The organism is Acidisoma sp. C75, from assembly GCF_054665095.1.
In genome coordinates, this window is the sequence record NZ_BAAFHD010000001.1 from 475720 (window position 1) to 501276 (window position 25557).

Here is a 25557-nt window from a genome sequence, read left to right on the forward strand (position 1 = left end):
GTGGCGCGCGTCGAAGTGTTTTATGACGGCGGCTGCCCGCTCTGCCGGCGGGAGATCGCCTTCTACCAGCGGCGGGATGCGGGGGCGCGCATCGTCTGGACCGATGTTGCGGCAAGCGCGGGGAGCGGACTGCCCGCGGGGCTGACGCGGGAAGCCGCGCTCGCCCGCCTGCACGTGCGCCGTGCCGATGGCCGGATGGTGAGCGGTGCCGCTGGCTTCGCGGCGATCTGGCGCGCCCTGCCGGGTTTTGCCCTCGCCGGGCGGCTCATCGGCCAGCCGCCGCTGCTCTGGCTGGCCGAAGGCGGCTACCGGGTCTTCCTGCGCCTCCGCCCGCTTTGGCGGAAACCGCGCGCATGCGCGCGGGATGCGTGCTCATGAGCGGCCTCCGCATCGCGATCATCGGCGCCGGCGTCTCTGGCCTCGCTGCCGCCCGCCACCTCGCTGGCGCCCATCGCGTCACCCTGTTCGACAAGGGGCGCAGCCCGGGCGGGCGGCTCGCCAACCGTCGCCGGGCCGGCTTCGCCTTCGATTTCGGCGCCCAGTTCTTCACCGCGCGCGATCCGCGCTTCCTCGCCGAAACGGCGCGGCTGACGGCGGCCGGGGCGATCCGGCCCTGGCATTGCCGCTTCGCCGAGATCGAGCGCGGCACCGTCTCCCACTGGCGGGAATGGGGGGAGAGCCCGGCGCATTTCGTCGGCATCGGGCGCATGACGGCCCTGGCCGCCGCCTGGGCCGAGGGGCTCACGCTCCACCGCGCCACCCGCATCACCGCACTCCGCCGGGAGGCTGATGGCAGTTGGCGCCTGATGGCGGAGGATGGCGCTGCCTTCGGCCCCTTCGACCGGGTGCTCCTCGCCCTGCCGGCGCCGCAGGCAGCGGCCCTGCTGCCGCCCGAGAGCCCGCTTCAGGCGCGGGCGGCCGCGGCACAGATGCAGGGCTGCTTCGCCCTCATGCTCGGCTTCGAGGCGCTGCCCGATGCCGGTTTCGATGCGGCGCTGATCAAGGGCGGGGTCTTGAGCTGGCTTTCCATGAGCAAGGCCCGCCCCGGCCATGAGGGCGGGCCTGGCCTGCTGGCGCTCACCCGCAACGATTGGGCGGATGCGCATATGGAGGATGCGCCAGAGATGGTGCAGGCGGCGATGATGCAGGCGCTGACGGCGATCCTGGGCCGGCTGCCGCGGCCGGTCCACCAGGATCTGCACCGCTGGCGCTATGCCAATTGCCCATCCCAGGCCGAGCCTGCGCTGCTGATCGATGCGCCGCGCGGCCTCGCCCTCTGCGGGGATTGGACGCGCCACGGCCGGGTGGAGGCGGCCTTTCTCTCCGGGCTTGAAACCGCCGAGGCGATCGCCGCCGCCGCGTGAGCGCCGCGCGCCATCGCCCGGGCAGCCGAGCCTGGAGAGCCGGGATCAGGCCTTGCCGAGGGCCTGCGCGGCCTTCAGCACCTCCGCCGCATGGCCGGGCACGGAGACCTTGCGCCAGGCGCGGGCGATGCGCCCATCGGCGCCGATCAGGAAGGTCGCGCGTTCGATGCCCATATACTTCTTGCCGTACATGCTTTTCTCCACCCAGACGCCGTAGGCTTCCGTCACGCTGCCCTCTTCGTCGGAGGCGAGGGGGAAGGTGAGGCTGTATTTGGCGGCGAATTTCTCGAGCGCCTTCATCGGATCGCGCGAAACGCCGATGACATCGAGGCCGAGGCCGCCGAGCTGTGGCAGGGCTTCCTGGAAGGCGCAGGCTTCCTTGGTGCAGCCCGAGGTATCGGCCTTCGGGTAGAAATACAGCACGAAGGGCCGCCCGGCGTAATCGGCGCGGCGCAGCGTGCGGCCGCCGGTTGCGGGCAGGGTGAAATCCGGGGCGGCATCGCCTTCGGTCAGGCTCATGGAACTCTCCTTCTCGTCCTCAGGGCTTGCCAGCGGGGATCGCCGGATCGCCGATATGGTGGATGAACGCGGCGCGGACCAGCTCGGCGGTCCTGCCCATCCTTGCCCGCAGCGCCGCAAGGCTCGGCTCCCCCGTCAGGCCGCAGAGGATACGCGCCGGCGCCTCCGGCAGATCCGGCCCGCGCGAATGGCCGAGGGTGAGGCGGAGCGCGCTCTGGATCGTCCGCCACAGGCGGTCCGCCTCGATCAGCAGCGCCGCCGCGCTATCTGCGAGGCAGCCGGCGGCGGCAAGCTGGGCAAGGGCGGTCGCGGTCGTCGTGTCGTGCCGCTCGCGGCGATGGGCGCCGTGGATGAGTTGCAGCACCTGGGCGATGAACTCCACCTCCATGGTGCCGCCGGGGATGAGCTTGACATCCCAGGGGCCCTGGGCCGGCAGATCGCGCAGCAGGCGGCGGCGCATGTCGAGCGCATCGGCGCGGATGCGCGCCGCGTCATGCCGGGGGCGGAGGGCGGCGGCGAGCGCCTCTTCCACAATCGGGCCGAAGCCCGCCGAGGCGGTGACGATGCGGGCGCGCGTCAGCGCCATCTGCTCCCAGGTCCAGGCCTGTTCGGCATGGTATTTGCGGAAGGCGGCGAGGCTGACCGCCACCGGGCCCTGATTGCCCGAGGGGCGCAGCCGCATATCGACCGTGTAGAGCGCCCCTTCCGCGCCGCGCGCGGTCAGCGCCGTGGTGAAGGCGGTGACGAGCCGGGCGAACCACTGGCTGGCGGCGAGCGGCTTCGGCCCGTCGCTCGCCTCGGCCTCCTCCGGCCGGTCGTAGATCACCATGAGATCGAGATCCGAGCCCGGCATCATCTCCTGGCTGCCGCCCTTGCCGAGCAGCAGCACCGCGAAGGCTGCCTGTTCCAACCAGCCGTAGCGCGCGCGGTGCTGCGCCACCACCGCTTCCAGAATGACGGTGATCGCTGCATCGGCGAGCGCGGTGCGGGCAAGGCCGGCATGGTCCACATCCATCCGCCCTTCAAGGGAGGCGAGGTTGATGCGGAAGCTCTCCTCGTTCACCACATGGCGGGTGACGGCGATGACATCCTCGAGGCTGCGGGCATCGACGAGTTCCGCCGCCAACGCCCGCATCGGATCGGCCCGCGCCTCTTCCGAGCCGAGCAGCCCTTCGAGCGAGCCGGGGTGGTTGGCGAGGTGATGGGCGAGCCCGGGTGCGGCGCCGAAGAGCAGGGCGATCCGATCGATCAGCGCCGGGTTGCGGCTGAAGAGGGAGAGCAGCTGCACGCCCGCGGGCAGGCCGGTTACGAAAGCATCGAAATGGGCGAAGGCCTGATCGGGCTGCGGTTGGGCAGCGAGCGACCGCAGAATATGCGGCAGCAGCGGATCGAGGAGGGCGCGGGCGCGTTCGGAGCGGAGCGCGCGCGGCCGGCCGGAGAGCCAGCGCCGCACCGCCTCGACGATCCGCGGTGGATCGGCAAAGCCCAGCTGGCGGAGCCGCGCGAGCGCCGCCTCGGGCGGCGGGCTGTCCCCCGGGCCGAGGCTGATCGTCTCCTCCATCTCCTCGCTCTCGAAGAAGGAATCGTAGAAGCCCTGGACGGTCAGCAGATGGCCGAGCAGGTGTGCGGCGAAATCCTCCGCCGTCTCGCAGCCCATGAAGGTGGCGAGATGGGCGAAGCCCTCCCGCTTCTCGGGCAGGGCGTGGGTCTGCCGATCCGCGATCATCTGCAGGCGATGCTCCACCTGGCGCAGGAAGCGGTAGGCGGCGATGAGCGCCTCCGCGGTTTCCGCCCGCATATGGCCGAGGCGGGTGAGGAGGCCGAGCGCGGTGACGGTGGCGCCGACGCGAAGCACCGGCGCCCGGCCGCCCCAGACTAGCTGCTGGGACTGGGCGAGGAATTCGATTTCGCGAATGCCACCCCGCCCGACCTTGAGATCATGCCCGAGCAGGCGGGCCACCGGGTCTTCCCCCGGCGGGATGGGGCCGCCGCGATGCGCGTCCATCAGCCGCTTCATGGCATGGATATCGGCGATCGCCGCGAAATCGAGATGCCGCCGCCAGACGAAGGGGCGGAGGCTATCGAGGAAGGCCTCGCCGAGGGCAATCTCGCCCGCCACCGGCCGCGCCTTGATGAAGGCGGTGCGCTCCCAGTTGCGGCCCATGGTTTCGTAATAGGTAATCGCCGAAGGGACGGAGATGGCGAGCGGCATGGCCGAGGGATCGGGCCGCAACCGCAGATCGACGCGGAAGACGTAGCCCTCCGCCTCCCGCGCTTCCATCAGTTTCACGAGATCACGGGCTAGGCGGGTATAAATGCCGCCTATACTCTCAGGCGGCGGGTCCATCGCCGCAGGCTCATAGAGGACGATGAGGTCGATATCGCTCGAATAGTTCAGTTCGTGGCCACCGAGCTTGCCGAGCGCCAGGATGAAGAGCCCGCTGCCACGGGTGGGATCTTCGGCCGGCGCGGCAAGGCGGATGCGGCCGGCGCCATGCTCGGCCAGGAGCAGGTGGCGGAGGGCGAGGCCGAGCGTCGCCTCGGCGAGGTCGGACAGCGCGCCGGTGACCTGATCGAGCTGCCAGAGACCGCCGATATCGGCAAGCGCCACCGCCAGCGCCACCTGCCGCTTGGCCTGGCGGAGCGCCGCCGAAACGGCCGGGCGTGGCGCGGCGGGGCTGATGGCGGCGAGGCTTCGCATGGCATCGGCGACGGCCGCCGCGGCGCCTTCCGCGACCAGCCGGCCGACCGTTCGCACCTCGCGCAGGGCGAGGCCGGCGAGATAGGGGCTGTTGCCGCCGATCGCTGCAAGCAGCGCTGGCGGGATCGGCGTCGCGAGGCCGCGGGCGGCCGCCTCGGCGCGAAAGCGCTCCACGAAATCGCGAGCGGCGGCCGGATCGGCGGGCGCGGGCCAGGCCGGTGTGGGGCGGGTCGGTGGGCGGTAGGTCGGGGCGGGCGGGGTCTCGGGCATGGCGCGCGAGGCTGGGCATGAGCGGCGTGGACGGTCAAGAGCCGCCGGGCGGCCCCGTCTTGGAGACCGGGGCCGGTAAGCCCCGGCATCGCCCCGGCCGCTGGTGGCGCTGGCCGCTCTCGGCACTGGTGCTGCTGATCGAAAGCATCCTGCTCATCCTGATCCTCGGCGGCAGCATGCTCGCCTGGCGGGCGGCACAGGGGCCGGTGGACGTTTCCTGGCTCTTGCCGCGCCTCGGCCGCGTGGCGGCGATGGCGGAGCCGCAGTATCGCATCTCGGTCGCCCATCTCGCCTTCAACTGGCGCGGCTTTTCCCGCGGGCCGGACCAGCCGGTGCAGATCGCCGCCGATGGCATCGCGGTCGCCAATCCGGCACGGCACCAAAGCCTCACGCTCGACCATCTGGCGCTCGATCTTTCAGCTGCCTGGGCGGTGCGCGGGGTGTTCGCCCCCCGGGTGATCACGCTCGATGGCCTGCATGTCACGCTGCGCCGGCCGGCGGCGGCAGCGGCTGGGCCGCGGCCTGCCCGCCGGCACCCGGTGCCTGATCTGCGGGCGCGCCTGCGCGATGCGATCGCCGTGCTGCGCCAGCCGCCGCAGACCGATCGGCATCTCGTGCCCGTCCGCTTCGCCGGCCTTTCCGAATTGCAGCGCGTGACGGTCACGGGAAGCAGCCTGGTGCTGGAACCGGCGCCTCGACCGGCCGCGCCTCCGCCGGCCGCGCCTCCGCCGGCCGCGCCTCCGCCGGCCGCGCCTCCGCCGGCATCACCGGCTGCCGGCGAGCCGGACCTCACGCGCCGGGTGCTGCAACTCGGTGAATTCTCGCTCACCGCCGCGCGGGCCGACCAGGGCGGCATCGCCCTGCAGCTCGCGGGCGTCCTCGCCTCCCGCGGCGGCGCGCTGCCTGCCGCGACCGCGGGCGAGCGGCCGAGCCTCGCGCTCCGCGGCCTGGTGACGCGGCAGGGGGTGCTGAGCCTCAGCGCCTCCGCCATGCTCGATGATCCGGCCGGAATGTTCGCCGCGCTCGGCATGCCGGCCAGCCTGCCGGTGCCGGCGATGCCGCTCCAGGCCAACGCGAGCCTCACCCTCTCGCCCGCCGCGCGCATCACCGCGCTCACCGCCGCGCTTTCCGCCGGCGCCGGCGAGATGCGCATCAATGGCGCGCATATCCCGGTTGCTTCCCTCAACCTCCACCTGACGGGGGATGAGAGCGCGATCCGGATCGACCCTGCCTCCCGCATCGTCTTCGGCGCGGTGAGCGAGGCGCCAGCGCCCACGCTGAGCTTCAGCGGCTCGGCCCAGCCGCTCGCCGCCGGTGGCTTTACCGCAACCCTCGGCCTCGGCCTCGATCACGTGGCGAGCGACGATGTGCCCGCCTATTGGCCGCCCGGCTTCGCCGATGGGGCGCGCGCCTGGATCAAGGCGCAGGTGCGGGGTGGCTCGCTCGACAACGGCACCTTCGCCTTCGGCTTCAAAAGCGATGCCGGGCCCGGCGATCTCGCCCTCGTCTCGGTAGCCGGGGGCATTCCGGCCGAGGGGCTCGCCGTCACCTGGTTGCCGGGCCTGCCGCCGCTCACCGTGGGGCAGGGGGCGGTTATCCTGCAGGGCATGGATAAGGTCTTGATCAAGGTCGATAAGGCGCGGCAGGGGGCGCTCGCCCTCAGCCCGAGCAGCATGGTGATCTCGGGCCTCACGGGGCAGGTCCAGACCGGCACCATCGCGGTCAATTTCGCCGGGCCGGTGGCGGCTGTCGTAGCTCTCCTCAATCAGCCCCGGCTCGGCCTGCTCAAGAGCGTGCCGCTGCCGCTGAAGGTGACGGCCGGAACCGTCAAGGCCGCGGTCAAGCTCAGCCTGCCGCTGCTCGCCAAGGTGACGACAGGGCAGATCACCCTCGATGCCAAGGCCGATGTCACGGGCCTCGCCCTTGGAGGGCTCCTGCTCGGCCGGGATCTGACGGATGGGCAATTCGCGATCAGCGCCTCCATGGCGATGCTGCACCTCTCCGGGCCGTGCCGGCTGGCGACGATCCCGCTGCGCCTTTCGCTCGATGCTCTCTTCGCCCCCAAAACGGCCGACCAGGCAGTAGCGATGGTGCATGCGGAGGCGACCGCGACGCCCGCGCAGCTGGCCGCGGCCGGCGTGCCGACGGGCGGGCTGTTGCACGGCAGCCTCGCGGCGCGGCTTGACCTCGCCGCTGCGCAGAATGGGCGGACGGATATCGACGCGACGGTGAACCTGCCGGCGTCGCATCTGCGGATCAGCCAGATCGGCTGGGCGGGCGGCGCCGGTCAGGCGACGGCGACGGCGCATATCGTCCTGCAAGGGAGCCGGATCGCCGGCTTCGATCCGGTGGCGCTCAAGGGGCCGGGGATCGACGTGCAGGTGCAGCCGGCTTTCACTGCCGGGCGGCTGAGCGCGCTCGACATTCCGCGGTTCATCCTCGGCCGCACCGATATCAACGGCCGGATCGGCCTGCCCGCTGGCCCCGGTGCGCCATACGATATCCGGCTGGGCGGCCGCACGCTCGATCTCGCCGGGCTCTTCGGGCGCAAGGCGCAACCCTCCGTCGCTCCAACCAACCAGGCGCTCTCGCAGATCTCCGCGCGGTCCGAATTCGCGCCCCATCCGCCTTGGCGGATCTCGGTATCCCTCGGCCGCATCCTCTTCGGCACCATGGCCGGCGGCCGCCCGCGCGAGCTTGATGCGGTGCGCGGCCAGGCGGTCAACAACGGGCGTATCGTGCAGAGTGCGGATCTCGCGCTGACCGTCGCCCCCTCCGGCGCGCCGACGCGCTTGCTCGTGGTGCAGAACGGCCGTGGCGGCCGGCAGGTGACGCTGACGAGCGGCGATCTCGGCGGCTTTCTCAAGGCAACCAATATCTACGATCTCGTGGATGGCGGGGTGCTGCGCATCGACGCCGCCTATAATGATCAGCTCGCCACCCATCCGCTCACCGGCATTGCGGAGATGGACAAGTTCACGCTGGGCGACGCGCCGACCATCGGCAAGATCCTGCAGGCGATGACGCTCTATGGCCTGGTCGATCTGCTGCACGGCTCGGGCCTGTTTTTCAGCAAGCTCATCATGCCCTTCCGCCTGGAAAGCCGCACCCTGACGCTGACCGAGGCGCGGGCCTATAGCGCCTCCCTCGGGCTGACCGCGGATGGCACCGTGGACCTGCCGGCCAATAGCTTCGACCTCAAGGGCACGGTGGTGCCGGCCTATTTCTTCAATGCGCTGCTCGGCCATATTCCGGTGATCGGCCGGCTCTTCAGCCCGGAGAAGGGCGGCGGGCTGTTCGCGGCGGATTTCCGCGTGCTCGGGCCGATCGACAATCCCTCCGTCCACGTCAATGCGCTGTCGATGGTGGCGCCGGGCATTCTGCGCAACCTGTTCCAGAAGCCGGGGGCGGCCAAGCCGCCGGCGGCAGCCCCCGCCCGATGAGCGTTGCCCCATGCCGCCCCGCCCGGCATCATGCGCAGGACTGAAGTGTGAAGCAGCGAGGCCCCGGCGCGATGACCGCCTTTCCGAACCTGACCATCGTCGAGCATCCCCTGGTGCAGCACAAGCTCACCCTGTTGCGGCGGCGGGAGAAGTCCACCAACGCCTTTCGCCAGTTGTTGCGGGAGACGAGCCTGCTGCTCGGCTATGAGGTGATGCGGGATCTGCCGCTTCAGATGGTGCCGATCGAGACGCCGCTGGAGCCGATGATGGCGCCGCTGCTCGCCGGCAAGAAGCTCTGCTTTGTCTCCGTGCTGCGCGCGGGCGACGGGCTCCTGGAAGGGCTTTTGGATCTCGTCCCCTCTGCCCGCGTCGGCCATATCGGTCTCTTCCGTGATCCGGTGAGCAAGCGGCCGGTGGAATATTTCACCAAACTGCCCGAGGATATCGACGAGCGGCTGGTGATCGCGGTCGATCCCATGCTCGCGACGGGGCATTCGGCGGCGGCCGCCGTCGAGGTCATCAAGCGCGCAGGCGCCAGCCAAATCCGCTTCGTCTCCCTCCTCGCCGCCCCGGAAGGTGTCGCCGTGATGCTGGAAAAGCACCCGGACGTGCCGGTCTTCACCGCCGGGCTCGATCGGGAACTCGACGAGCATGCCTATATCCGCCCCGGCCTCGGCGATGCCGGGGATCGGCTGTTCGGCACCAAATAAGGCTGTTGCGCAAAAGTTTCGCCGATAGCGGTTTGTGCGGAAGGCTGGCCCTTGCCTTCCGCCCGCCGCCGGCTTAGGCGAGACGCGAAACGCGAAACGCCACCCCGGAAGGAAGAGCCATGTCCGCCATCGCCGACATCGTCGCCCGCCAGATCCTCGACAGCCGCGGCAACCCGACCGTCGAGGTCGATGTGATCCTCGAAACGGGTGCCATGGGCCGGGCCGCGGTCCCCTCCGGCGCCTCCACCGGCGCGCATGAAGCGGTGGAACTGCGCGATGGCGACAAGGCGCGCTTCCAGGGCAAGGGCGTCTCCCAGGCGGTCGCCAATGTCGAGGGCGAGATCTTCGAGGCGCTCGGCGGGCTCGACGCTTCCGAGCAGGTTGCGATCGACAATCTGCTGATCGACCTTGACGGCACGCCCAACAAGGGCCGCCTCGGCGCCAACGCCATGCTGGCGGTTTCCCTCGCGGTCGCCAAGGCGGCGGCGGTCGATTTCGACCTGCCGCTCTACCGCTATCTCGGCGGCGTCGATGCCCGCACGCTGCCGGTGCCGATGATGAACATCATCAACGGCGGCAAGCATGCCGATAACCCGATCGACATCCAGGAATTCATGATCGCGCCCGTGGGCGCGGCGAGCATCGCGGAGGCGGTGCGCATCGGCTCGGAAATCTTCCACACGCTGAAGAAGGCCCTGCACGATGCCGGGCACAATACCAACGTGGGAGACGAGGGCGGCTTCGCGCCCAATATCGGCTCGGCCACCGAAGCGCTCGATTTCATCGCCAAGGCTTGCGAGAAGGCGGGCTACCGCCCCGGCGAGGACATCATGTTCGCGCTCGATTGCGCCTCCACCGAATTTTTCGCCGATGGCCAGTACAAGCTGGAAGGCGAGGGCCGCACCCTCGATGCCGCCGGCATGGTGGATTACCTCGCTGATCTCGCCGCGCGCTACCCGATCTTCTCGATCGAGGATGGCTGCGCCGAGGATGACTGGGCGGGCTGGAAGCTGCTGACCGAGCGGCTGGGCAAAAGCGTGCAGCTCGTCGGCGACGATCTGTTCGTGACGAACCCGGATCGGCTGCGCCGCGGCATCGCGGAAAAGACCGGCAACTCCATCCTCGTCAAGGTCAACCAGATCGGCACGCTGACGGAGACGCTGGAGGCGGTGGAGATCGCCCATCGCGCGGGCTTCACCAGCATCATCAGCCACCGCTCGGGCGAGACCGAGGACGCGACCATCGCCGATCTCGCGGTCGCGACCAATGCCGGGCAGATCAAGACCGGCAGCCTCGCGCGGACCGATCGTGTGGCGAAATACAACCAGCTCATCCGCATCGAGAGCATGCTCGGCCAGACGGCGCGCTACGCCGGCCGCACCATCCTCAAGGGCTGAGCGGCTTCGCCTCCCGCCGGGCGTGGATGCTCTCTGGCATCGGCGCCCGGCGGAGGGTGGCCGTGGGCGCGCGAGGCCTGCCGGGCGGTTTAAGCCTCGCCCAGAAAGCCGATGACCGTATCGAAGGCTTGCTCCCGGTTCTTCTCCATCAGGAGCATATGCGTCCCTTCGCCGATTTCGACGAAGCGTTTCGCGGGCGTGCCGGTGAGCCGGGTGAAGAGATCATGCGTCATGGCGAAGGGGGTATCGATATCCCATTCGGCGGTGAGGACGAGCACCGGGCAGCGGATGGCGGCTGGATCGTAGAGCGGATTACTCGCCGTCCAATGCGTGCGGGTATCCTGCACGGCGCCGGCCGGCGCGCGGATGGTGCCCGGGGTGGGCGCGCCCCCATCGGTCGCGAGCGTTGCCTCTAGCCAGAGATCGAACCAGCCGGCAGGGATCAGCGACGCCCGCCGTTCCTCGGGCGCCGCGGCGCGCCAGGCGGTCTCAAAAGCGGCAGGGTTGACGACCCGATAGGCGCCGAGCGGCCCGCCCGGATCGATGCGGCGCGGCCCCTCCGCGAGCCACAGCGGGGTGACGAGCACGAGCTTCTCGATCCCCGCGCTTTCCGCCGCGGCATGGGCGCCGGCGACCGAGGCCCCCCAGGACATGCCGAGCAGGTTGAGGCGCGCGACGCCGCGATGCCGACGCAGGAAATCCATCGCCGCCGCGAGATCCCGCATGGCGAGGCGGGCGGGGACGAGCGGGGCATGCGCCTCCGGCGGAGCCGTCATCTCGGCGGGGCGGGTGGAGCCGCCATAGCCGCGGGCATCGACCGCCCAGACATCGTAGCCGGCATGGGCGAGCGCATCCATGAAGGAGAAGCCGCCGGCCGGTACGTCGAACAGGCTCGCTGAAGGGAAGGTCGCGCCATGCATGAGGAGCAGCGTCCGCTCCGGCGTGAAGGTCTGCAGGTCTCGCCGGCGGCGGCCGATGAGCTGCAGCATGATGCCGGGCGTATCGCTCGGGATCATGCGGCGTTCAGCGATGAGGGCGGCAGGATCGAGGCTTGAGCGGTCCATCCTTCGGGCTCCTTTACGCGAAGTGCCAGGTGAAGCGATCGCCCGCGCGGGTGACCCGCCCGGCGGAGCTTTCGCCGAAATGCGTGGTGAGGACGAGCGCGCCGCTCTCCGCCGCGTAGGCGAGCGCCGAGCCGCGGGAGCGGCGGGCGGCTTCGGGGAATTCGCAATAGACGGAGTTCCAGTCCGGCCGGGCGACCTGCAGCGGATGATGCAGCACATCGCCCCAGAAGAGCGCTTCCGCGCCCTCCGAGCGGAGGCGGATCGCCGCATGGTCGATGCTATGGCCCGGGCTCGGCAGGAAGCTGAAGCCTTCCGCGACATCCTGGCCATCGACCGTGATTTCCTCGGCGCGCCCGGCTTGCAGCACCGGCAGCACACTATCCTCATAGACGCCGGGCAGCGGCGCGTGGTGCATGGCGCCAAGCCCTGCGGCCGCGCGCATCGCCGCATCCGAGCCATCCCCGGCGATCAGCGCCTCGTTATAGGCGCGTTCGCGAGCCGAGAAGAGATAGCGGGCGCGTGGGAAGGTCGGCACCCAGCGCCCCGCTGCAAGGCGCGTATTCCAGCCGACATGATCGGCATGGAGATGGGTGAGGAGGACGAGATCCACCTCCTCCGGCCGCACCCCGGCGGCGGCCAGGCGTTCGAGGAAGGGCTCGCTGCGGTGATGGAAGAGCGGCACGGTCGGGCGTTCCTTGGCATTGCCGGTGCCGGTATCGACGAGGATGACCCGGCCGGGCAGGCGAACCAGCCAGCTATGAATGCTCATCCGCAGGTGCCCGCTCGCCGGATCGCGCGAGCCGGGGCCGATGCCGGCCGCCGCCGCTTCCACCTCGGCCGGCGTGCTCTCCGGCAGCAGCGTGGTGGCATCCGGGTGTTCGAAGGCGATTTCGGGGATCTTGGTGATCGTCGCCGCGCCGAGGCGGTAGGTCGGGAAGCTCTCTTCGGGCATGCGGTCCTCAACGAAGAATGAGTTGCTTTCCCGCCTGAGATGCGCCGAGATTGGGCATCGTTCAAATCGATCCAACTCATGTCATCCATCAATCACTTCGATCTACGCTCCTTCGATCTCAACCTGCTGGTGGCTTTCGATGCGCTGATGCAGGAAGGCAGCGTGACGCGCGCGGCTGCGCGCCTCAAGGTCGGCCAGCCGGCGATGAGCCACAGCCTCTCGACGCTGCGGGTGCTGCTGCAGGACGAGCTTTTCGTCCGCGTGGGCCAGAGCTTGCGGCCGACGGCGCGGGCGGCGGCGCTCGCCGAGCCGATCCGGGCGGCGCTGCGGCAGATGCAGGCGGCCTTGCATAGTTCCGCGCAGTTCGACCCCGCGACAGAGGAGCGGACCCTCCGCCTCGGCTATTCCGGGGAGATCGAACTGCTGCTCGTGCCACGGCTGATCGCCGCACTGCGCAGTGCGGCGCCGGGGGTGCGGCTGCTCAGCCAGCGGGCGCTGCGCGAGGATGTGCAGCGTCTGCTCGACGATGGCGTGCTCGATCTCGCAGTCGGCTGCTTCGAGCCCGTGATGGCGCAGCGCTACCGCTCCGAGGTGCTGTTCGAGCCATCGGTGAGTTGCGTTTTCAACCCGGCGCTGCTGCCGCTCGCCCCGCCGGTCGGGCGGGCGGATTACCTCACCCTGCCGCATGCGGTGGTGACGTTGACGGATAGCCTCAGCGGCTGCCTGGAAGCCGCGTTGGAGGAGATCGGGGCGCGGCTGAACGTCGTCTCCGCCGCGTCGGAATTCATGAGCGTGCTGGCGACCGCGGCCAGCGCGCCGGTGATCGCGACCTTGCCGACGCGCCTGGCGCGCAGCTTCGGCCCGGCCTTCGGCCTCGTGGTGAGCCCGGTGCCGATCACGCTGCGGCTACCGGCGGCGATGATGGTGTGGTCGGCGCGGCTCGACCAGGATCCCGCCTCCGCCTGGCTGCGCGGGCAGGTCGTGGCCTTGCTGCGGGACGAGGAGGAGGAGAGGGCGCGGCAGGTGGCGGCTTGAGGCGCGCGGCCTCTCCGCACTCTGCCGGGCGCCGTCAGGCGGGAAGGGAGCCCAGAACCGGCCCGGGCTTGCGGCCAAGCCGCGCCCGCTGGTCGAAATAAAGCGCCTGGCTGATCACCGCTTTGACCACCTCATGCTGGAAGGGTTTGGTGATGAGGAAGGAGGGTTCCGGCCGCTCCCCCGTCAGCAGTCGCTGCGGATAGGCGGTGATGAAGACCACCGGCACTTCGGCACCGGCCAGGATATCGGTCACCGCATCGAGGCCGGAGCTGCCGTCCGCCAATTGGATGTCGGCCATGATGAGGCCCGGCCGGCTGGCGCGGGCCAGCGCCATCGCCTCGTTGCGGGTGCGCGCGATGCCGACGACGTGATGGCCGAGATCCTCGACCAGCGCCTCCAGATCCATCGAGATGATGGTCTCGTCCTCGATGATCAGCACATCGGCATGGATCTGCGCCGCGATCTCGCGCTCGGCCTCGTCGATCAGGCGGCGCGCCTCGGCGACCGGACGATCGACCAGCCGGGCGACGATATCGGAGGAGAAGCCCTCCATCGTGTGCAGGAGGAAGCAGACGCGGGGGAGCGGCGTTATCTCGTCGATATCGCGCGGCAGGCCGGGCCCGCGCTCCTCGGAGGCCGGGGAGAGATGGCGCCGGTTGGCGGGGACCGAGCCCCAGATGGTCAGCAGCACCTTGTAGAGCGCGGCATTGAGATCGAGATCCGCCGGCAGGGCGTCGGGTTCCAGCGAGACCGCCTCGAGTGCCGCGGCGGCATAGGCATCCCCCGCCGCCTGGCTGCCCGTCAAGGCCCGCGCGAAGCGGCGCAGATAGGGGAGGTGGGCGGCGATTTCTTGCGCTTTATGCATCGGCGTGATCCGTCACAATCTGCATCGCGGCGGCGGCGGATGAGCCTCGCCCGGTAAGGTGGCGAAGCCCGGCCAGCCGCTGCCGGGCCTTCCGACTAACGCCATGAGCGCGATCCATCAAGGAGGTCTCCCTCTCGGGCAATGGCACGTTCCGCTCTCCGGTCAAGATCAGGTGAAGCTGGCACCCCTGGCAGGATGGCGCTTCATAGCGATATGGATAACATCGCCGTCTTGGAAAGGCGGCCTGGCGGCGCGACTGGAGAAGCTCCTTGCACGATATGGCCGGTGGATGACGACGATGCCGGGAGACGCAGCGTCGGGCGATGGAAGTTCCAAGCAGGCGATCGCCGAGCGTGACCGGCTGGTGCGCGAGCTTCACCATCGCGTGAAGAACAATCTGCAAATTATCGTGAGCCTGATGAATGTGCAGAAGCGCATGCTGCCGGCGGACCGCCGCGGCGATATCCGCTTCTTGGAAGAGCATGTGCAGGCGATGGCCGCCGCCTATCGGGTGGTCTATGGCTCGGGCGAGTTGATCCGCGTCTCGATCGACGATCTGATCCGCGAGGTGGTGGCGGGGCTCGTCGAGGTATCGGCGACGCCGGGGCATGAGGTGGAAACCGCCGAATGCGAAGCGCGGCTGATGATCAACCTCGATCAGGCGATCACCCTCAGCCTCTACCTTGCCGTCGCCCTGCCGCCGGTGCTCGATGCTCGAAGGGATGGGCAGGCGCTGGTCGGGATCCAGACCCGGCAGGAGCCGGACCATGTCTGCCTCGTCATCCGGGGGCCGGTGCCGGTGGCGCCGCTGTTCGATTCGCTGAGGGAGCGGTTGCTGGAAGGGCACCTCAAGCAGCTGAATGCGCGCCGCCTGCCCGATGTGCCGGCGGAGGAGCTGCATATCAGCCTGCCCAAGCAGGAACTCGTCTGAAGATCGGCACCCGGCCCTAGGCGCCCACCTCAAGCCCGCTTGCGGTGCGCCGCCCTGCGGGGCGCGAGGGGAGGCGGCGGGGCCTTGCGCCCGCGGGCGTTTTGGGCTGGCTTGCGCGTCCCCGGCCGCGGGCGATTCCCCCGCCCCACCAGCCCTCCTGCTCGGCGAGTGCCTTCCCCGCATGATCCACGACGCGCCTTTTCTGGACCGCTTGCAGCATCTGCTCGCCGACCATCTCGGCCATTGGGGGTTCGGCCCCGCCGCGCGCCTCCGCCTGCTGACGATCTCGGAAAACGCGACCTTCCTCGCCGAAGAAGGGGAGCGGCGGATCATGCTCCGTGCGCATCGGCCGGGCTATCACAGCGAGGCCGAGATCCTCAGCGAGCTGGCCTGGATCGCCGCCCTGCGGCAGGAGCGGCTGGTGGCAACGGCCGCGCCGGTGCCGGGTGCGGACGGCTCTTTGCTGCTGCATCTGCCGCTCGCTGCGGCGGGATTCGTCTCCGCCTTCACTTTCCTGCCCGGCCGCTCCCCCGAGCCGGGCGAGGATCTCAGGCCGCGCTTCGCGGATCTCGGCGCGATCAGCGCGCGGCTGCACGCCCATGCCCGCGCCTGGGCCCGGCCGCCCGGCTTCACCCGCAAAAGCTGGACAGTCGCGACCGCCCTCGGCGCGCCGGGCCATTGGGGAGATTGGCGCGCGGCGCTCGGCCTCACGCCCGGCGGCCGGGCGCTGCTGAGCCGGGCCGAAGCGCGGATCGCGGCGATGCTCGGCGCCTATGGCCAGGGGCCCGCGCGCTTCGGCCTCATCCACGGGGATCTGCGGCTCGCCAATCTCCTGGTGGAAGCGGACCGCCTGCAGGTGATCGATTTCGATGACTGCGGCTTCTCCTGGTTCATGTACGATTTCGCCGCCGCCGTGAGCTTCTTCGAGCATGCGCCCGTGGTGGCGGAGCTTGCCGAGGCGTGGGTTGCCGGCTACCGGCGGGTCGCCCCGCTCAGCCCCGAGGATGCCGCGATCCTCCCCGCGCTCGTACTGCTGCGGCGGATGCTGCTGCTCGCCTGGGTCAAGACGCATGGCGAGGCGCCGACCGCGCAGGAGATGGGCGTGGCCTATACGGACGGGGCGCTCGACCTCGCCGAGCGCTTCCTCAGCGCCGCCGGCTGAGCCTTATTTGAGCAGGCTGTCCTTGCTCGCGCGGCGGTTCATTCCGCCCGGCACCGGGCGGCGATCAAGCTCCGCCTGGCAGGCGACGCAATGGCGCACGCCCGGCACGGCCTGGCGGCGCGCTTCGGGGATCGGCTCGCCACATTCCACGCAGAAGGCTTCGCTCTCGCCCTTGGGCATGCGCGCCCGGGCGCGGGCGACCGCATCCGTCACCGTATCGTCGATCTGATCCTGCACTGCCCCGTCCGGGGCCCAGCCGGTCGCCATGGCGCACCTTCCGCTTCGTGTCATATCACCCAGATGACAAGATAGGGGGTGGCGGGCCGCCGATCCAGAACTGTCACCATCCGGCGCGGGCCGCAGGCCGCATGAGCGCGCATGCTGGAGGTGCGCCTGCGGCGCTGGGCGCCGTCTTGTGTGCGACCGCAACAGCTGGAGAGGCCAGGCCATGTCCTACTATCGCGACCGGCAACCGGGGTGGAACCGGGATCTCGTGCGGGATGGCAATTCCCCGCTGACCTATGGCGCGGTGACGGGCACGGTCGCGCGCGGTTCGGACCGTGCGATCCAGGGCCGCAACGGTGACCATCTGCAATTTGATCTCGATACCGGCGCCGGCGGCTCCTATCAGGTCGATGTGAATACGCGCTCGCGCGGCGGGTCCGATATCGGCGTCTTCATCGCCGAGCAGCCGCTGGACCCGGCCGCGGACGCGACGGCCGAAGCGCCCTTCGGCACGCCGAGCTTCGGCGCGGAGAGCGATGCGCGGCTGAGCTACCGCGCCCTCGGTCTGACAGAGGCGGATTTCACGCCGCTCCTATATCCGCATCGAAAATCAGTTGGCCGCGGACCTCGACGGCACCCGGTTCGTGATGGCCTTCGGCATGATGTTCGACGATGGCGGCCCGCAGGGGAAGGGCGTCCACGACATCCACTTCAACTCTGGCCGGGAGGGCGAGGACGGCGCGCTGCTCCTCTACAAGCTCGACGCCGCCACCGGCAAACCCAAGCGCATCTGGTACTTCTTCAAGTTCCAGGACGAACGGCTGTAGCAGGCGCTCAGCCGGCCCCGGCCCCCGCTGCCGCCCGCGCTTCCCGATCGGCTTCGAGCCGGCCGCGCCCGGATTTCAGCCGCCCGGCGGGGGCGAGGCGCGGGGCGAAGCGGCCGAGGCCGAAGCCCGTTTCCGGCATGCCGAGATAGAGCGCTTCCACCCCGCCGCGGGCGGAATAGACCTCGTGCCAGAAGCCCGTCGCCGCCTGCGGCCGGGCGAAGCGGCGCCACCACTCGGCATGCGGCTCGGCGCGGGTGAAGGTTTCGAGCGAGGCCATGTCCCGCCAATATTGCCGGATGCCGAGGTGATTCCAGCCGAAGAGGAAGTTCTCCGAGGCGAGCAGCCCATCGGGCGGTTGGCGCGCGATCTGGGCGAAGCCTCGGCCGAGCTGAAAGAAGGCGCCGAGCGCGCTGGGGCGGCGGAGCCGGAAGCCGAGCAGGATCATGACGAAATCGGGATAGGCGGAGAGATCGACGGTTTCGCGGGCTGGTTGCATGGCGCTTATCCTCCGTTTACATCGTAAACATAGCGGCTATTGCTTACGGTGTAAACACGCATGACGAAGATGGATCTGCCGGCGCGGCTGATCGCCGAGGCGATGCGCCTGCTGGCCGAAAATCCCCAGGATCTGACCCTGCGCGCGGTGGCTCGCGGGGCCGGCGTTTCTGCCATGGCGCCCTATCGCCATTTTGCGGATAAGGCCGCGCTGCTCGACGCGGTGACGAAGGAAGGCTTCGCCCTGCTCCGCGCGGCCGTGACCGAGGCGGATGCCGCCGCGCCCGACGATACGGAGGCCATCATCGCCCAGGGCCTCGCCTATCTCGCTTTCGCCCGCCGCCATCCGGCCCTGTTCCGCCTGATGTTCACGAGCCCGCTCGAACGCCGCTTCGATCCCGCCCAGCTGGCCGGCGAGACCGCCTATAGCGTGCTTGCCCGGCGCGTCGCGGGCTTCGCGCCGCAAGTAGCGGCGGCCGCGACCACCGCCGCCTGGAGCCTGGTGCATGGGCTCGCGCTGCTGCGGCTCGACCACCGATTGCCGGAAGATGAGGGGGAGGCGCGCGCGATGCTTCGCCTCTTCGTCTCGGGCCTGCGGGTGGCCGCCGCGCATTAACTCGCCTTAAACCTCCATCCAGGCCGGTGCGCCGACGCCCCGAATCTTCTAGGAAGGGTTTCGTGCCGCAAGGCCCGGCCCGGGAGACGCGCTTTTCCGGAGCCGCCTTCGGCTTGCTGAACGTGCGAGCATCCTCGTCCGGCCGGATGCGCCCCATCCCGCCCGGATCTGCTCTGGGAGACTGCCTGACCATGCCGAGCCTTTTTGCCAGCACTGCCCTTCTGCCATCCGGCTGGGCCAGGGATGTGCGGATCGACATCGCCGAAGACGGCACGATCACGGCCGTGGAGCCGGGCGCCAGCCCGCTCGGGGACCGGGTGGAGCGGCTCGGCGGCCCGCTGCTGCCGGGCATGGGCAACGTCCATTCCCACACCTTCCAGCGTGCCATGGCAGGCCTTGCCGAGAAGCGGCGGGACCCTGCGGATAGTTTCTGGACCTGGCGCGAGACGATGTATCGCGCGGCCCATTCCGTGGGGCCGGAGGAGCTTTCCGCCATCGCGCGGCATCTCTTCATCGAGATGCTCAAGGCGGGCTATACGAGCCTCGGCGAATTCCACTATCTGCACAACGATCCTAAGGGCGTCGCCTATGCGGACCCTGCGGAGATGGCGCTCCGCCTGGTTCACGCAGCCGATGAGACGGGCCTCGCGCTGACCATCCTGCCCGTGCTCTACATGCGCGCGGGCTTCGACGATGCGCCGCTGGAGCCCGCGCAGCGGCGCTTCGCCGCCGATGAGGAGCGGCTCATCCGCATTCTCGAAAGCCTGCGCGCGCATGAGCGGATTTCGCCTTCGCTACGCGTCGGCATCGCGCCGCATTCGCTGCGGGCGGTCCCCGTCGAGGTGGTGCGGCAGATCGCCTCCGCCCTGCCGGAAGAGACCACGATCCATATCCATGTGGCCGAGCAGGAACGTGAGGTGGAGGATTGCCTGGCCGCTTCAGGCGCGCGGCCGGTGGAACTGCTGATGGCGGAGGCGCCGGTCGGCCCTTCCTGGTGCCTGATCCATGCGACGCATGTGCTGCCGGATGAGATCGCCGATATCGCGGCGAGCGGGGCGGTGGCGGGGCTTTGCCCGATCACCGAAGCCAATCTGGGCGACGGCATCTTCCCGCTGCCCGCCTTCATGACAGCCGGCGGGCGCTTCGGCATCGGGTCGGACAGCAACGTCACGCTCGACCCTTGGGAAGAGCTGCGGCTCTTGGAATATGGCCAGCGGCTGACGCATGGCCGGCGCTGCCTCTCCCTGCCGGAGGATGGCGTGGGCTCGGTCGGTGGCAGCTTGTTCCGCGCGGCGGTGAGCGGCGGGGCCGCGGCCCTCGGCCAGCCGGTGGGGGCGATCGCCGAAGGCTTCCGCGCCGATCTCATGGTGCTTGATCCTGTCCGGCTCACCCAGCCGACGGCGGAGGAGGATGATATCCTCGATAGCGCGATCTTCACCGGGGCGAGCCTGCCGGTGCGCGATGTGATGGTGGCCGGCATCTGGCGGGTGCGGAACGGCCATCATCCGGCCGAGGAACAGGCCCGCGCCGGTTTCGATGCGGCGGTGCGGCGGCTGGTTTTGTGAGCGGCTGGCAGATTTTGCCGCGCGCGGGTTTTCGCGCCGCGCCCTGGCGCAATGGCGGCGGCATCACCCATGAGATCGCCTCCGGTCAGCTGCCCGGCGGCCCGCCTGCCGCCTGGCATTGGCGTTTCAGCCTCGCCGAGATCGCCTCCGACGGGCCGTTCTCGGTCTTTCCCGATATCGACCGGCTGCTGACGGTGGTGGACGGCGCGGGAATTGATCTCGCGCTTGCGGATGCGCCCCCTCGACGCCTCGGCCCTGGAGAGGATATCGAGTTTCCGGGTGAGGTCGCCGTTGCGTGCAGCCTCGTTGCCGGGCCGACCAGGGATCTCAACCTCATGGTGGACCGGCGGGTGGCGCGGCTGGTGCCGGGGCGGGGAGCGCGCGCCCTGGAGGCGCCGGCTGGCGGAGTGGCGCTGGTTTACGCGTTCGAGGAGGTTTGCTTGCAGGCTGAGACGGGGCAGGTGCGGATCGCGGCGGGGGATGCCGCGCGGGCCGATGGGCCGCTGCGCGCGGAATGGCTGAGCGGCCGGGCCATCTGGGCCCGGGTGGAACCGCATGCGGACGAGCGGCCACGCGGATGAAGATGCTTGCCTGGGCGATCGCCGCGCTTTGCGGTGTGACGATGCTCGTACACGAGGCGGATGCCGCCACCTATCACGCGACGCCACACCATTACGTGCCGCCGCACCACTATGTGGCGCCGCACCACTACGTGCCGCCGCACCACTATGTAGCGCCGCACCACTATGTAGCGCCGCACCACTATGTAGCGCCGCACCACTATGTAGCGCCGCACCACTATGTAGCGCCGCACCACTATGTCGCGCCGCACCACTACGTCGCGCCGCACCACTACGTGCCGCCGCACCACTATGTGGCGCCGCATCACTACGTCGCGCCACATCGCTACGTGCCGCCGCCGCCGAAGCCCGGCATCCGGTCCGACGGGCGCTACGTCCTGCCGGGCGGGATGGAGAGCGTCTGCACCGGCGGCAAGCCGCCGCCCTGCCAATAGGCGCCTGCCGCGCCGGGCGCGTGGCGATTCAAGCGACGTCTGACGCTCTCTAAACGTCCAGCTCCGCCTCCGTCACCCGGCTCGCATGATCCTGGATGAACTGGAAGCGGAGTTCCGGGCGGCGGCCCATCAGGCTTTCCACCATGGTATTGGTCTCGGCCCGCGTCTCGGGCGCGGCGACAACCTTGATGAGGGTCCGCTTCGCCGGGTCCATCGTCGTTTCCTTGAGCGTCTGCGGCGGCATCTCGCCCAGGCCCTTGAAGCGGCTGACCTCGATCTTTCCCGAGCCCTTGAACGCGGTTTTGCCGAGCTTCGCCATCTCGGCATCGTTCATCGCATAGACCGATTTCGCCCCCTGGGTGAGGCGGTAGAGCGGCGGCTGGGCGAGGTAGATATGCCCCTGGCGCACCAACTCCGGCAGTTCGCGGTAGAAGAAGGTCATCAGCAGGCTCGCGATATGCGCGCCGTCCACATCGGCATCGGTCATGATGATGATGCGGCCGTAGCGCAGGCGCTTGATGTCGAACTTGTCGCCGACACCGCAGCCCAGCGCCTCGATCAGATCGCGCAGTTCCTGGTTCTGCCGCAGCTTGTCGGCGGAGGCGGAGGCGACGTTGAGGATCTTGCCGCGCAACGGCAGCACGGCCTGGGTTTCCCGGTTGCGCGCCTGCTTGGCCGAGCCGCCGGCGCTATCGCCCTCGACAAGGAAGATCTCGGTCTCGGCCGCATTCTCCCGCGTGCAATCGGTGAGCTTGCCGGGAAGGCGGAGGCGCTTGGTCGCCGATTTGCGCGGCGTGTCCTTCTCCTCGCGCCTGCGGATACGCTCCTCCGCCCGCTCGATCGCGAAGGCGAGGAGATTGTCCGCCGATGCCGGGTCTCCCGCCAGGAAATGGTCGAACCGGTCGCGCAGCGCCGCCTCCACCAGGCGCGTCGCGTCCGGATTGGTGAGCTTCTCCTTGGTCTGGCCCTGGAATTGCGGCTCGCGGATGAAAACCGAGAGCTTGGCGGCGATCGGGCTCAGCACATCCTCGGCGGTGAGCTGGGCGGCGCGCTTGTTGCTGCGATGCTCCCCCCAGGCGCGGAGGCCCTTGAGCAGGGCGGAGCGCAACCCGGCCTCATGCGTGCCGCCGAGCGGCGTTGGCACGGTATTGCAGTAGCTGTGCAGGAAGCCGCCGCCGCCTTCCACCCAGAGGGCGGCCCATTCCATGCGCCCGGCGGCTTGCGGAAATGCGGCTTCGCCCGACCAGGGGGTCGGCAGCACGCGGGTGGCGCTGCCGATATCCTCCTCCAGACTGTCCCGAAGCCCGCCGGGGAAGTGCAGCACCGCCTCGGCCGGCACCTCGGACCCTGCGGCGATGAGGCTCGGCGCGCAGCTCCAGCGGATCTCGACGCCGCGGAACAGATAGGCCTTGGAGCGGCAGAGCTTGTAGAGCCGGGCAGGGCTGAACTGCAGCAGAGGGCCGAAGATCGCGGGGTCCGGCCGGAAGCGAACGCTGGTGCCGCGCCGGTTCTGCACCGCGCCCGCATCGATGAGCTTGGTCTGCGGCGCCCCTTGCGCGAAGGATTGCTTCCAGAGCCGCCGCTCCCGCGCGACTTCCACCTCGAAGAGATCCGACAGCGCATTGACGACGGAACTGCCGACCCCGTGCAGCCCGCCCGAGGTCGCATAGGCTTTGCCCGAGAATTTGCCGCCCGAATGAAGCGTGGTGAGAATGACCTCGAGCGCGCTCTTCTTGGGGAATTTGGGATGCGGGTCCACCGGGATGCCGCGCCCGTTATCCCGAATCGTCAGCAGGTTGCCAGGCTCCAGCGTCATCTCGATGAAGCTCGCATGGCCGGCCACCGCCTCATCCATCGCATTGTCGAGGATTTCGGCGGCGAGATGGTGCAGCGCCGTCTCGTCGGTGCCGCCGATATACATGCCCGGGCGCCGGCGCACCGGCTCCAGGCCTTCGAGAACCTCGATATGTTCAGCGGAATAAGCCGCCTCGGCGCCAGCCTTGCCGAAGAGATCGTTCATGTCTTGTTCCTGTTCCTGGCGGGCAGGTTAAGCGCGGCCGCCGGATGAGGGCAAGATCTTGCTCAGGCGGCAGGCGACATACGGCATGCGGCTGAGCAGTGCGTGGCCGATTTGCCGGTGCGCAAAATCCTCTATGCTCGGCATATCAAGGCTGACATGGCGCTGCCCTTCGGCCGCGTGCTGCATGACTGTCGGGCGTCAGCAATCGAGAAAGCAAAGGAGAGCGAGCGATGAGCTTGAAGGACAAGGTTGCCCTGGTCACCGGCTCGACGAGCGGGATCGGGCTTGGCATCGCCCACGCGCTTGCCGCCGAGGGCGCCGATATCATCATCAACGGCTTCGGCAAGCCTGAGGAGATCGAGCGGGAGCGGGCGGCGATCGAAGGTGATTTCGGCGTCCGCGCGCATTATGCCGCTGCGGATCTGAGCACGGGCGCGGGCGTGCGCCAGATGGTGACGGAGGCCGAGGCCGCCTTTGGCCGCGTCGATATCCTCGTCAATAACGCCGGCATCCAGTTCGTCGCCGACGTCGTCGATTTCCCCGAAGAGAAGTGGGATGCCATCATTGCGATCAACCTCTCCTCGGCCTTCCATGGCATCAAGGCGGTGGCGCCGGGGATGAAGGCGCGCGGCTGGGGACGGATCATCAATATCGCCTCGGCCCATGGCCTCGTCGGCAGCGCGCAAAAGTCGGCCTATGTCGCGGCCAAGCACGGGCTGGTCGGGCTTACCAAGGTCGCTGGCATCGAACTCGCCAATGACGGGATCACCTGCAACGCGATCTGCCCGGGCTGGGTGCTGACCCCGCTGGTCGAAAAGCAGCTTGAGGATCGGGCGGCCAAGAATGGCACGACGGTCGAGCAGGAGAAGGTGGCGCTGGTGAGTGAAAAGCAGCCGATGAAGCGTTTCTCGACACCCGAGCAGATCGGCGGGCTGGCGGTCTTCCTCTGCTCGGATGGCGCGGCGACGATCACCGGCGCGCCGCTCTCGATCGACGGTGGCTGGCTCGCCGAATAAGCCCTGCGGGTTTCATAGAAAGGCCGCAAAGAGGGGGATGATCGGCGCTGGGCGCCAGGCCTCTGCCGCCGGCAGGGGCGGCGCCCGTCTCCTCCAGTTTGCAGTTGGGCTTTGATTATGACCGTTCTTATCACCGGCGCCGCGGGCTTCATCGGCTTCCACCTCTGCCAGGCCTTGCTCGCGCGGGGCGAGACGGTGCTCGGCGTCGATGAGTTGAACGCCTATTACGATCCGGCGCTGAAGCAGGCGCGCCTCGCTCAGCTGACGGCGCAGCCGGGCTTCAGCTTCGCCCGGCTTTCGGTTGCCGATCGCGACAGCGTCGCCGCGCTGATGGCCGACCACCCGGAGATCGACCGGATCGTCCATCTCGCCGCCCAGGCGGGGGTGCGGTTCTCGATGATCGACCCTTACGCTTATGTCACCGCCAATCTCATGGGCCATGTGGTGATGCTGGAGGTGGCGCGGCATCGCAAGGGGCTGAAGCACTTTGTTTATGCCAGCTCCTCCTCGGTCTATGGCGGCAATACCGCGATGCCCTTCGCCGAGGGCGATCGGGTGGATCTGCCGGTCTCGCTCTATGGCGCGACCAAGCGGGCCGATGAGCTGATGAGCCATTCCTATAGCCATCTCTACGGTGTGCCGCAGACGGGCTTGCGCTTCTTCACCGTCTATGGGCCCTGGGGGCGGCCGGACATGGCCTATTTCTCCTTTGCCGAGGCAATCCGCGCCGGGCGGCCGATCACGCTCTATGATGGCGGGCGGCTGCGCCGGGATTTCACCTATATCGACGATATCGTCTCCGGCATCATCGGCGTGCTGGACCGGCCGCCGCCGGGCGATGCCCCCCGGCTGCTCAATATCGGCAACAACCGAAGCGAGGCGGTCAGCCGGCTCGTCGCCTTGCTGGAAGAAGGGCTCGGCCGGCGTGCCATCATCGAGGATCAGCCGCGGCCGCCAGCAGATGTGCCGGATACTTTCGCCGATATCGCGGCGATCCGCGCGCTGACGGGTTTCGTGCCCGAGACGCCGCTCGATATTGGCATTCCGCGCTTCGTATCCTGGTTCAAAACCTGGGCGCCCGCCGGCTGAGAGCGGTGCTGTTCCGCGCAGAAATGCATGGCTCTCGCTGACAACGTATAATTTTGCATGGAGCGCATGCGGGGCGAGGGGCGCGGCGAAACGCCGGCAAAGCCGGGGTGGGCGTGACTAACGCTTTGATAAAAAACGAACTGGTGAAATCCGTGGCCTGTCATCGGGCTGTCATTGCCGCGTTGACAGGGGCGCCTGGTGCGCTTAGAAGGCGGGTCACCGGCGGATGGCTGGGGTTGAGGTTAGCGGGTTGATCTGCTAGAAGCTTCGGCTCTC

General features: G+C 69.2%; 24 protein-coding genes. 16 read left to right on the plus strand and 8 right to left on the minus strand.

The window, feature by feature from the left end:
• Entirely contained in the window at positions 1-378 is a 378-nt protein-coding gene (locus ACYQ7X_RS02155; protein WP_459695172.1) for a thiol-disulfide oxidoreductase DCC family protein, read from the plus strand.
• Positions 375-1364 carry an NAD(P)/FAD-dependent oxidoreductase gene (locus ACYQ7X_RS02160; protein ID WP_459695173.1) on the plus strand — a complete coding sequence of 330 codons (990 nt, stop codon included), beginning with the start codon at positions 375-377 and terminating at the stop codon, positions 1362-1364. Before ACYQ7X_RS02155 ends, ACYQ7X_RS02160 begins: the two co-directional genes overlap by 4 nt.
• 45 nt (positions 1365-1409) lie before the next feature.
• Here the strand turns inward: ACYQ7X_RS02160 and ACYQ7X_RS02165 are convergent, their stop codons facing one another.
• Together ACYQ7X_RS02165 and ACYQ7X_RS02170 are read right to left on the minus strand one after the other, a co-directional pair.
• The gene (locus ACYQ7X_RS02165; RefSeq protein WP_459695174.1) at positions 1410-1883 is read right to left on the minus strand and encodes a peroxiredoxin; all 474 of its coding nucleotides are present in this window, start codon (positions 1881-1883) and stop codon (positions 1410-1412) included.
• A gap of 19 nt (positions 1884-1902) precedes the next feature.
• Positions 1903-4854 (minus strand): bifunctional [glutamine synthetase] adenylyltransferase/[glutamine synthetase]-adenylyl-L-tyrosine phosphorylase, encoded by a 2952-nt coding sequence (locus ACYQ7X_RS02170; protein WP_459695175.1) that lies wholly within the window; start codon positions 4852-4854, stop codon positions 1903-1905.
• A gap of 17 nt (positions 4855-4871) precedes the next feature.
• Between ACYQ7X_RS02170 and ACYQ7X_RS02175 the strand changes: the two genes are divergently transcribed.
• The 3 genes from ACYQ7X_RS02175 to eno all read left to right on the plus strand — a co-directional run bounded on the left by ACYQ7X_RS02175 (position 4872) and on the right by eno (position 10404).
• Positions 4872-8297, plus strand: coding sequence for a hypothetical protein (locus ACYQ7X_RS02175; protein WP_459695176.1), 3426 nt, complete (start codon positions 4872-4874; stop codon positions 8295-8297).
• A gap of 71 nt (positions 8298-8368) precedes the next feature.
• A complete protein-coding gene (gene upp, locus ACYQ7X_RS02180) occupies positions 8369-9007 on the plus strand; it encodes a uracil phosphoribosyltransferase (protein ID WP_459695177.1) in 639 nt (212 codons plus the stop codon).
• Positions 9008-9126: 119 nt separating this feature from the next.
• On the plus strand, positions 9127-10404 hold the full coding sequence (eno, locus tag ACYQ7X_RS02185; protein ID WP_459695178.1) for a phosphopyruvate hydratase: 1278 nt from the start codon (positions 9127-9129) through the stop codon (positions 10402-10404).
• Positions 10405-10493: 89 nt separating this feature from the next.
• On the opposite strand, the gene ACYQ7X_RS02190 is transcribed toward eno, so the two are convergent.
• Together ACYQ7X_RS02190 and ACYQ7X_RS02195 are read right to left on the minus strand one after the other, a co-directional pair.
• Positions 10494-11468 (minus strand): alpha/beta hydrolase, encoded by a 975-nt coding sequence (locus tag ACYQ7X_RS02190; protein WP_459695179.1) that lies wholly within the window; start codon positions 11466-11468, stop codon positions 10494-10496.
• A 13-nt stretch (positions 11469-11481) separates the two neighbouring features.
• Positions 11482-12420 (minus strand): MBL fold metallo-hydrolase, encoded by a 939-nt coding sequence (locus ACYQ7X_RS02195; RefSeq protein WP_459695180.1) that lies wholly within the window; start codon positions 12418-12420, stop codon positions 11482-11484.
• 78 nt (positions 12421-12498) lie between these two features.
• On the opposite strand from ACYQ7X_RS02195, the gene ACYQ7X_RS02200 reads away from it, so the two are divergent.
• On the plus strand, positions 12499-13455 hold the full coding sequence (locus tag ACYQ7X_RS02200) for a LysR family transcriptional regulator (RefSeq protein WP_459695181.1): 957 nt from the start codon (positions 12499-12501) through the stop codon (positions 13453-13455).
• Positions 13456-13489: 34 nt separating this feature from the next.
• Here ACYQ7X_RS02200 and ACYQ7X_RS02205 read toward each other — a convergent pair whose 3' ends face one another.
• Positions 13490-14320: a response regulator gene (locus tag ACYQ7X_RS02205; RefSeq protein ID WP_459695182.1), complete on the minus strand. Its 831-nt coding sequence runs from the start codon at positions 14318-14320 to the stop codon at positions 13490-13492.
• 298 nt (positions 14321-14618) lie between these two features.
• Here ACYQ7X_RS02205 and ACYQ7X_RS02210 point away from each other — a divergent pair, with 298 nt between their 5' ends.
• Complete coding sequence (locus tag ACYQ7X_RS02210; protein WP_459695183.1) at positions 14619-15251, plus strand: histidine kinase dimerization/phosphoacceptor domain -containing protein; 633 nt, start codon at positions 14619-14621, stop codon at positions 15249-15251.
• A 181-nt stretch (positions 15252-15432) separates the two neighbouring features.
• The gene (locus ACYQ7X_RS02215) at positions 15433-16413 is read left to right on the plus strand and encodes a phosphotransferase enzyme family protein (protein WP_459695184.1); all 981 of its coding nucleotides are present in this window, start codon (positions 15433-15435) and stop codon (positions 16411-16413) included.
• Positions 16414-16416: 3 nt separating this feature from the next.
• On the opposite strand, the gene ACYQ7X_RS02220 is transcribed toward ACYQ7X_RS02215, so the two are convergent.
• Positions 16417-16680, minus strand: a complete 264-nt coding sequence (locus tag ACYQ7X_RS02220) for a DksA/TraR family C4-type zinc finger protein (protein WP_459695185.1) — start codon at positions 16678-16680, stop codon at positions 16417-16419.
• 572 nt (positions 16681-17252) lie between these two features.
• Here ACYQ7X_RS02220 and ACYQ7X_RS02225 point away from each other — a divergent pair.
• Positions 17253-17465, plus strand: coding sequence for a hypothetical protein (locus ACYQ7X_RS02225; RefSeq protein WP_459695186.1), 213 nt, complete (start codon positions 17253-17255; stop codon positions 17463-17465).
• A 7-nt stretch (positions 17466-17472) separates the two neighbouring features.
• Here the strand turns inward: ACYQ7X_RS02225 and ACYQ7X_RS02230 are convergent, their stop codons facing one another.
• Complete coding sequence (locus tag ACYQ7X_RS02230; protein WP_459695187.1) at positions 17473-17961, minus strand: monooxygenase family protein; 489 nt, start codon at positions 17959-17961, stop codon at positions 17473-17475.
• A 60-nt stretch (positions 17962-18021) separates the two neighbouring features.
• On the opposite strand from ACYQ7X_RS02230, the gene ACYQ7X_RS02235 reads away from it, so the two are divergent.
• The 4 genes from ACYQ7X_RS02235 (at position 18022) to ACYQ7X_RS02250 (ending at position 21156) form a co-directional block, all read left to right on the plus strand.
• Positions 18022-18576 (plus strand): TetR/AcrR family transcriptional regulator, encoded by a 555-nt coding sequence (locus tag ACYQ7X_RS02235; RefSeq protein ID WP_459695188.1) that lies wholly within the window; start codon positions 18022-18024, stop codon positions 18574-18576.
• Between the two features lie 191 nt (positions 18577-18767).
• Positions 18768-20141 carry a formimidoylglutamate deiminase gene (locus ACYQ7X_RS02240; protein ID WP_459695189.1) on the plus strand — a complete coding sequence of 458 codons (1374 nt, stop codon included), beginning with the start codon at positions 18768-18770 and terminating at the stop codon, positions 20139-20141.
• Entirely contained in the window at positions 20138-20722 is a 585-nt protein-coding gene (locus ACYQ7X_RS02245; protein WP_459695190.1) for a HutD/Ves family protein, read from the plus strand. The genes ACYQ7X_RS02240 and ACYQ7X_RS02245 overlap by 4 nt, the downstream gene beginning before the upstream one ends.
• A complete protein-coding gene (locus ACYQ7X_RS02250) occupies positions 20719-21156 on the plus strand; it encodes a hypothetical protein (protein ID WP_459695191.1) in 438 nt (145 codons plus the stop codon). The genes ACYQ7X_RS02245 and ACYQ7X_RS02250 overlap by 4 nt, the downstream gene beginning before the upstream one ends.
• A gap of 49 nt (positions 21157-21205) precedes the next feature.
• Here the strand turns inward: ACYQ7X_RS02250 and parE are convergent, their stop codons facing one another.
• Complete coding sequence (gene parE / locus ACYQ7X_RS02255; protein ID WP_459695192.1) at positions 21206-23176, minus strand: DNA topoisomerase IV subunit B; 1971 nt, start codon at positions 23174-23176, stop codon at positions 21206-21208.
• A 102-nt stretch (positions 23177-23278) separates the two neighbouring features.
• Between parE and ACYQ7X_RS02260 the strand changes: the two genes are divergently transcribed.
• From ACYQ7X_RS02260 to ACYQ7X_RS02270, 3 genes are all read left to right on the plus strand, one after another.
• Positions 23279-23410, plus strand: a complete 132-nt coding sequence (locus ACYQ7X_RS02260) for a hypothetical protein (RefSeq protein ID WP_459695193.1) — start codon at positions 23279-23281, stop codon at positions 23408-23410.
• Positions 23407-24192, plus strand: coding sequence for a 3-hydroxybutyrate dehydrogenase (locus tag ACYQ7X_RS02265; protein WP_459695194.1), 786 nt, complete (start codon positions 23407-23409; stop codon positions 24190-24192). Before ACYQ7X_RS02260 ends, ACYQ7X_RS02265 begins: the two co-directional genes overlap by 4 nt.
• A gap of 117 nt (positions 24193-24309) precedes the next feature.
• Entirely contained in the window at positions 24310-25281 is a 972-nt protein-coding gene (locus tag ACYQ7X_RS02270; RefSeq protein ID WP_459695195.1) for an NAD-dependent epimerase/dehydratase family protein, read from the plus strand.
• Positions 25282-25557: the final 276 nt, after the last annotated feature.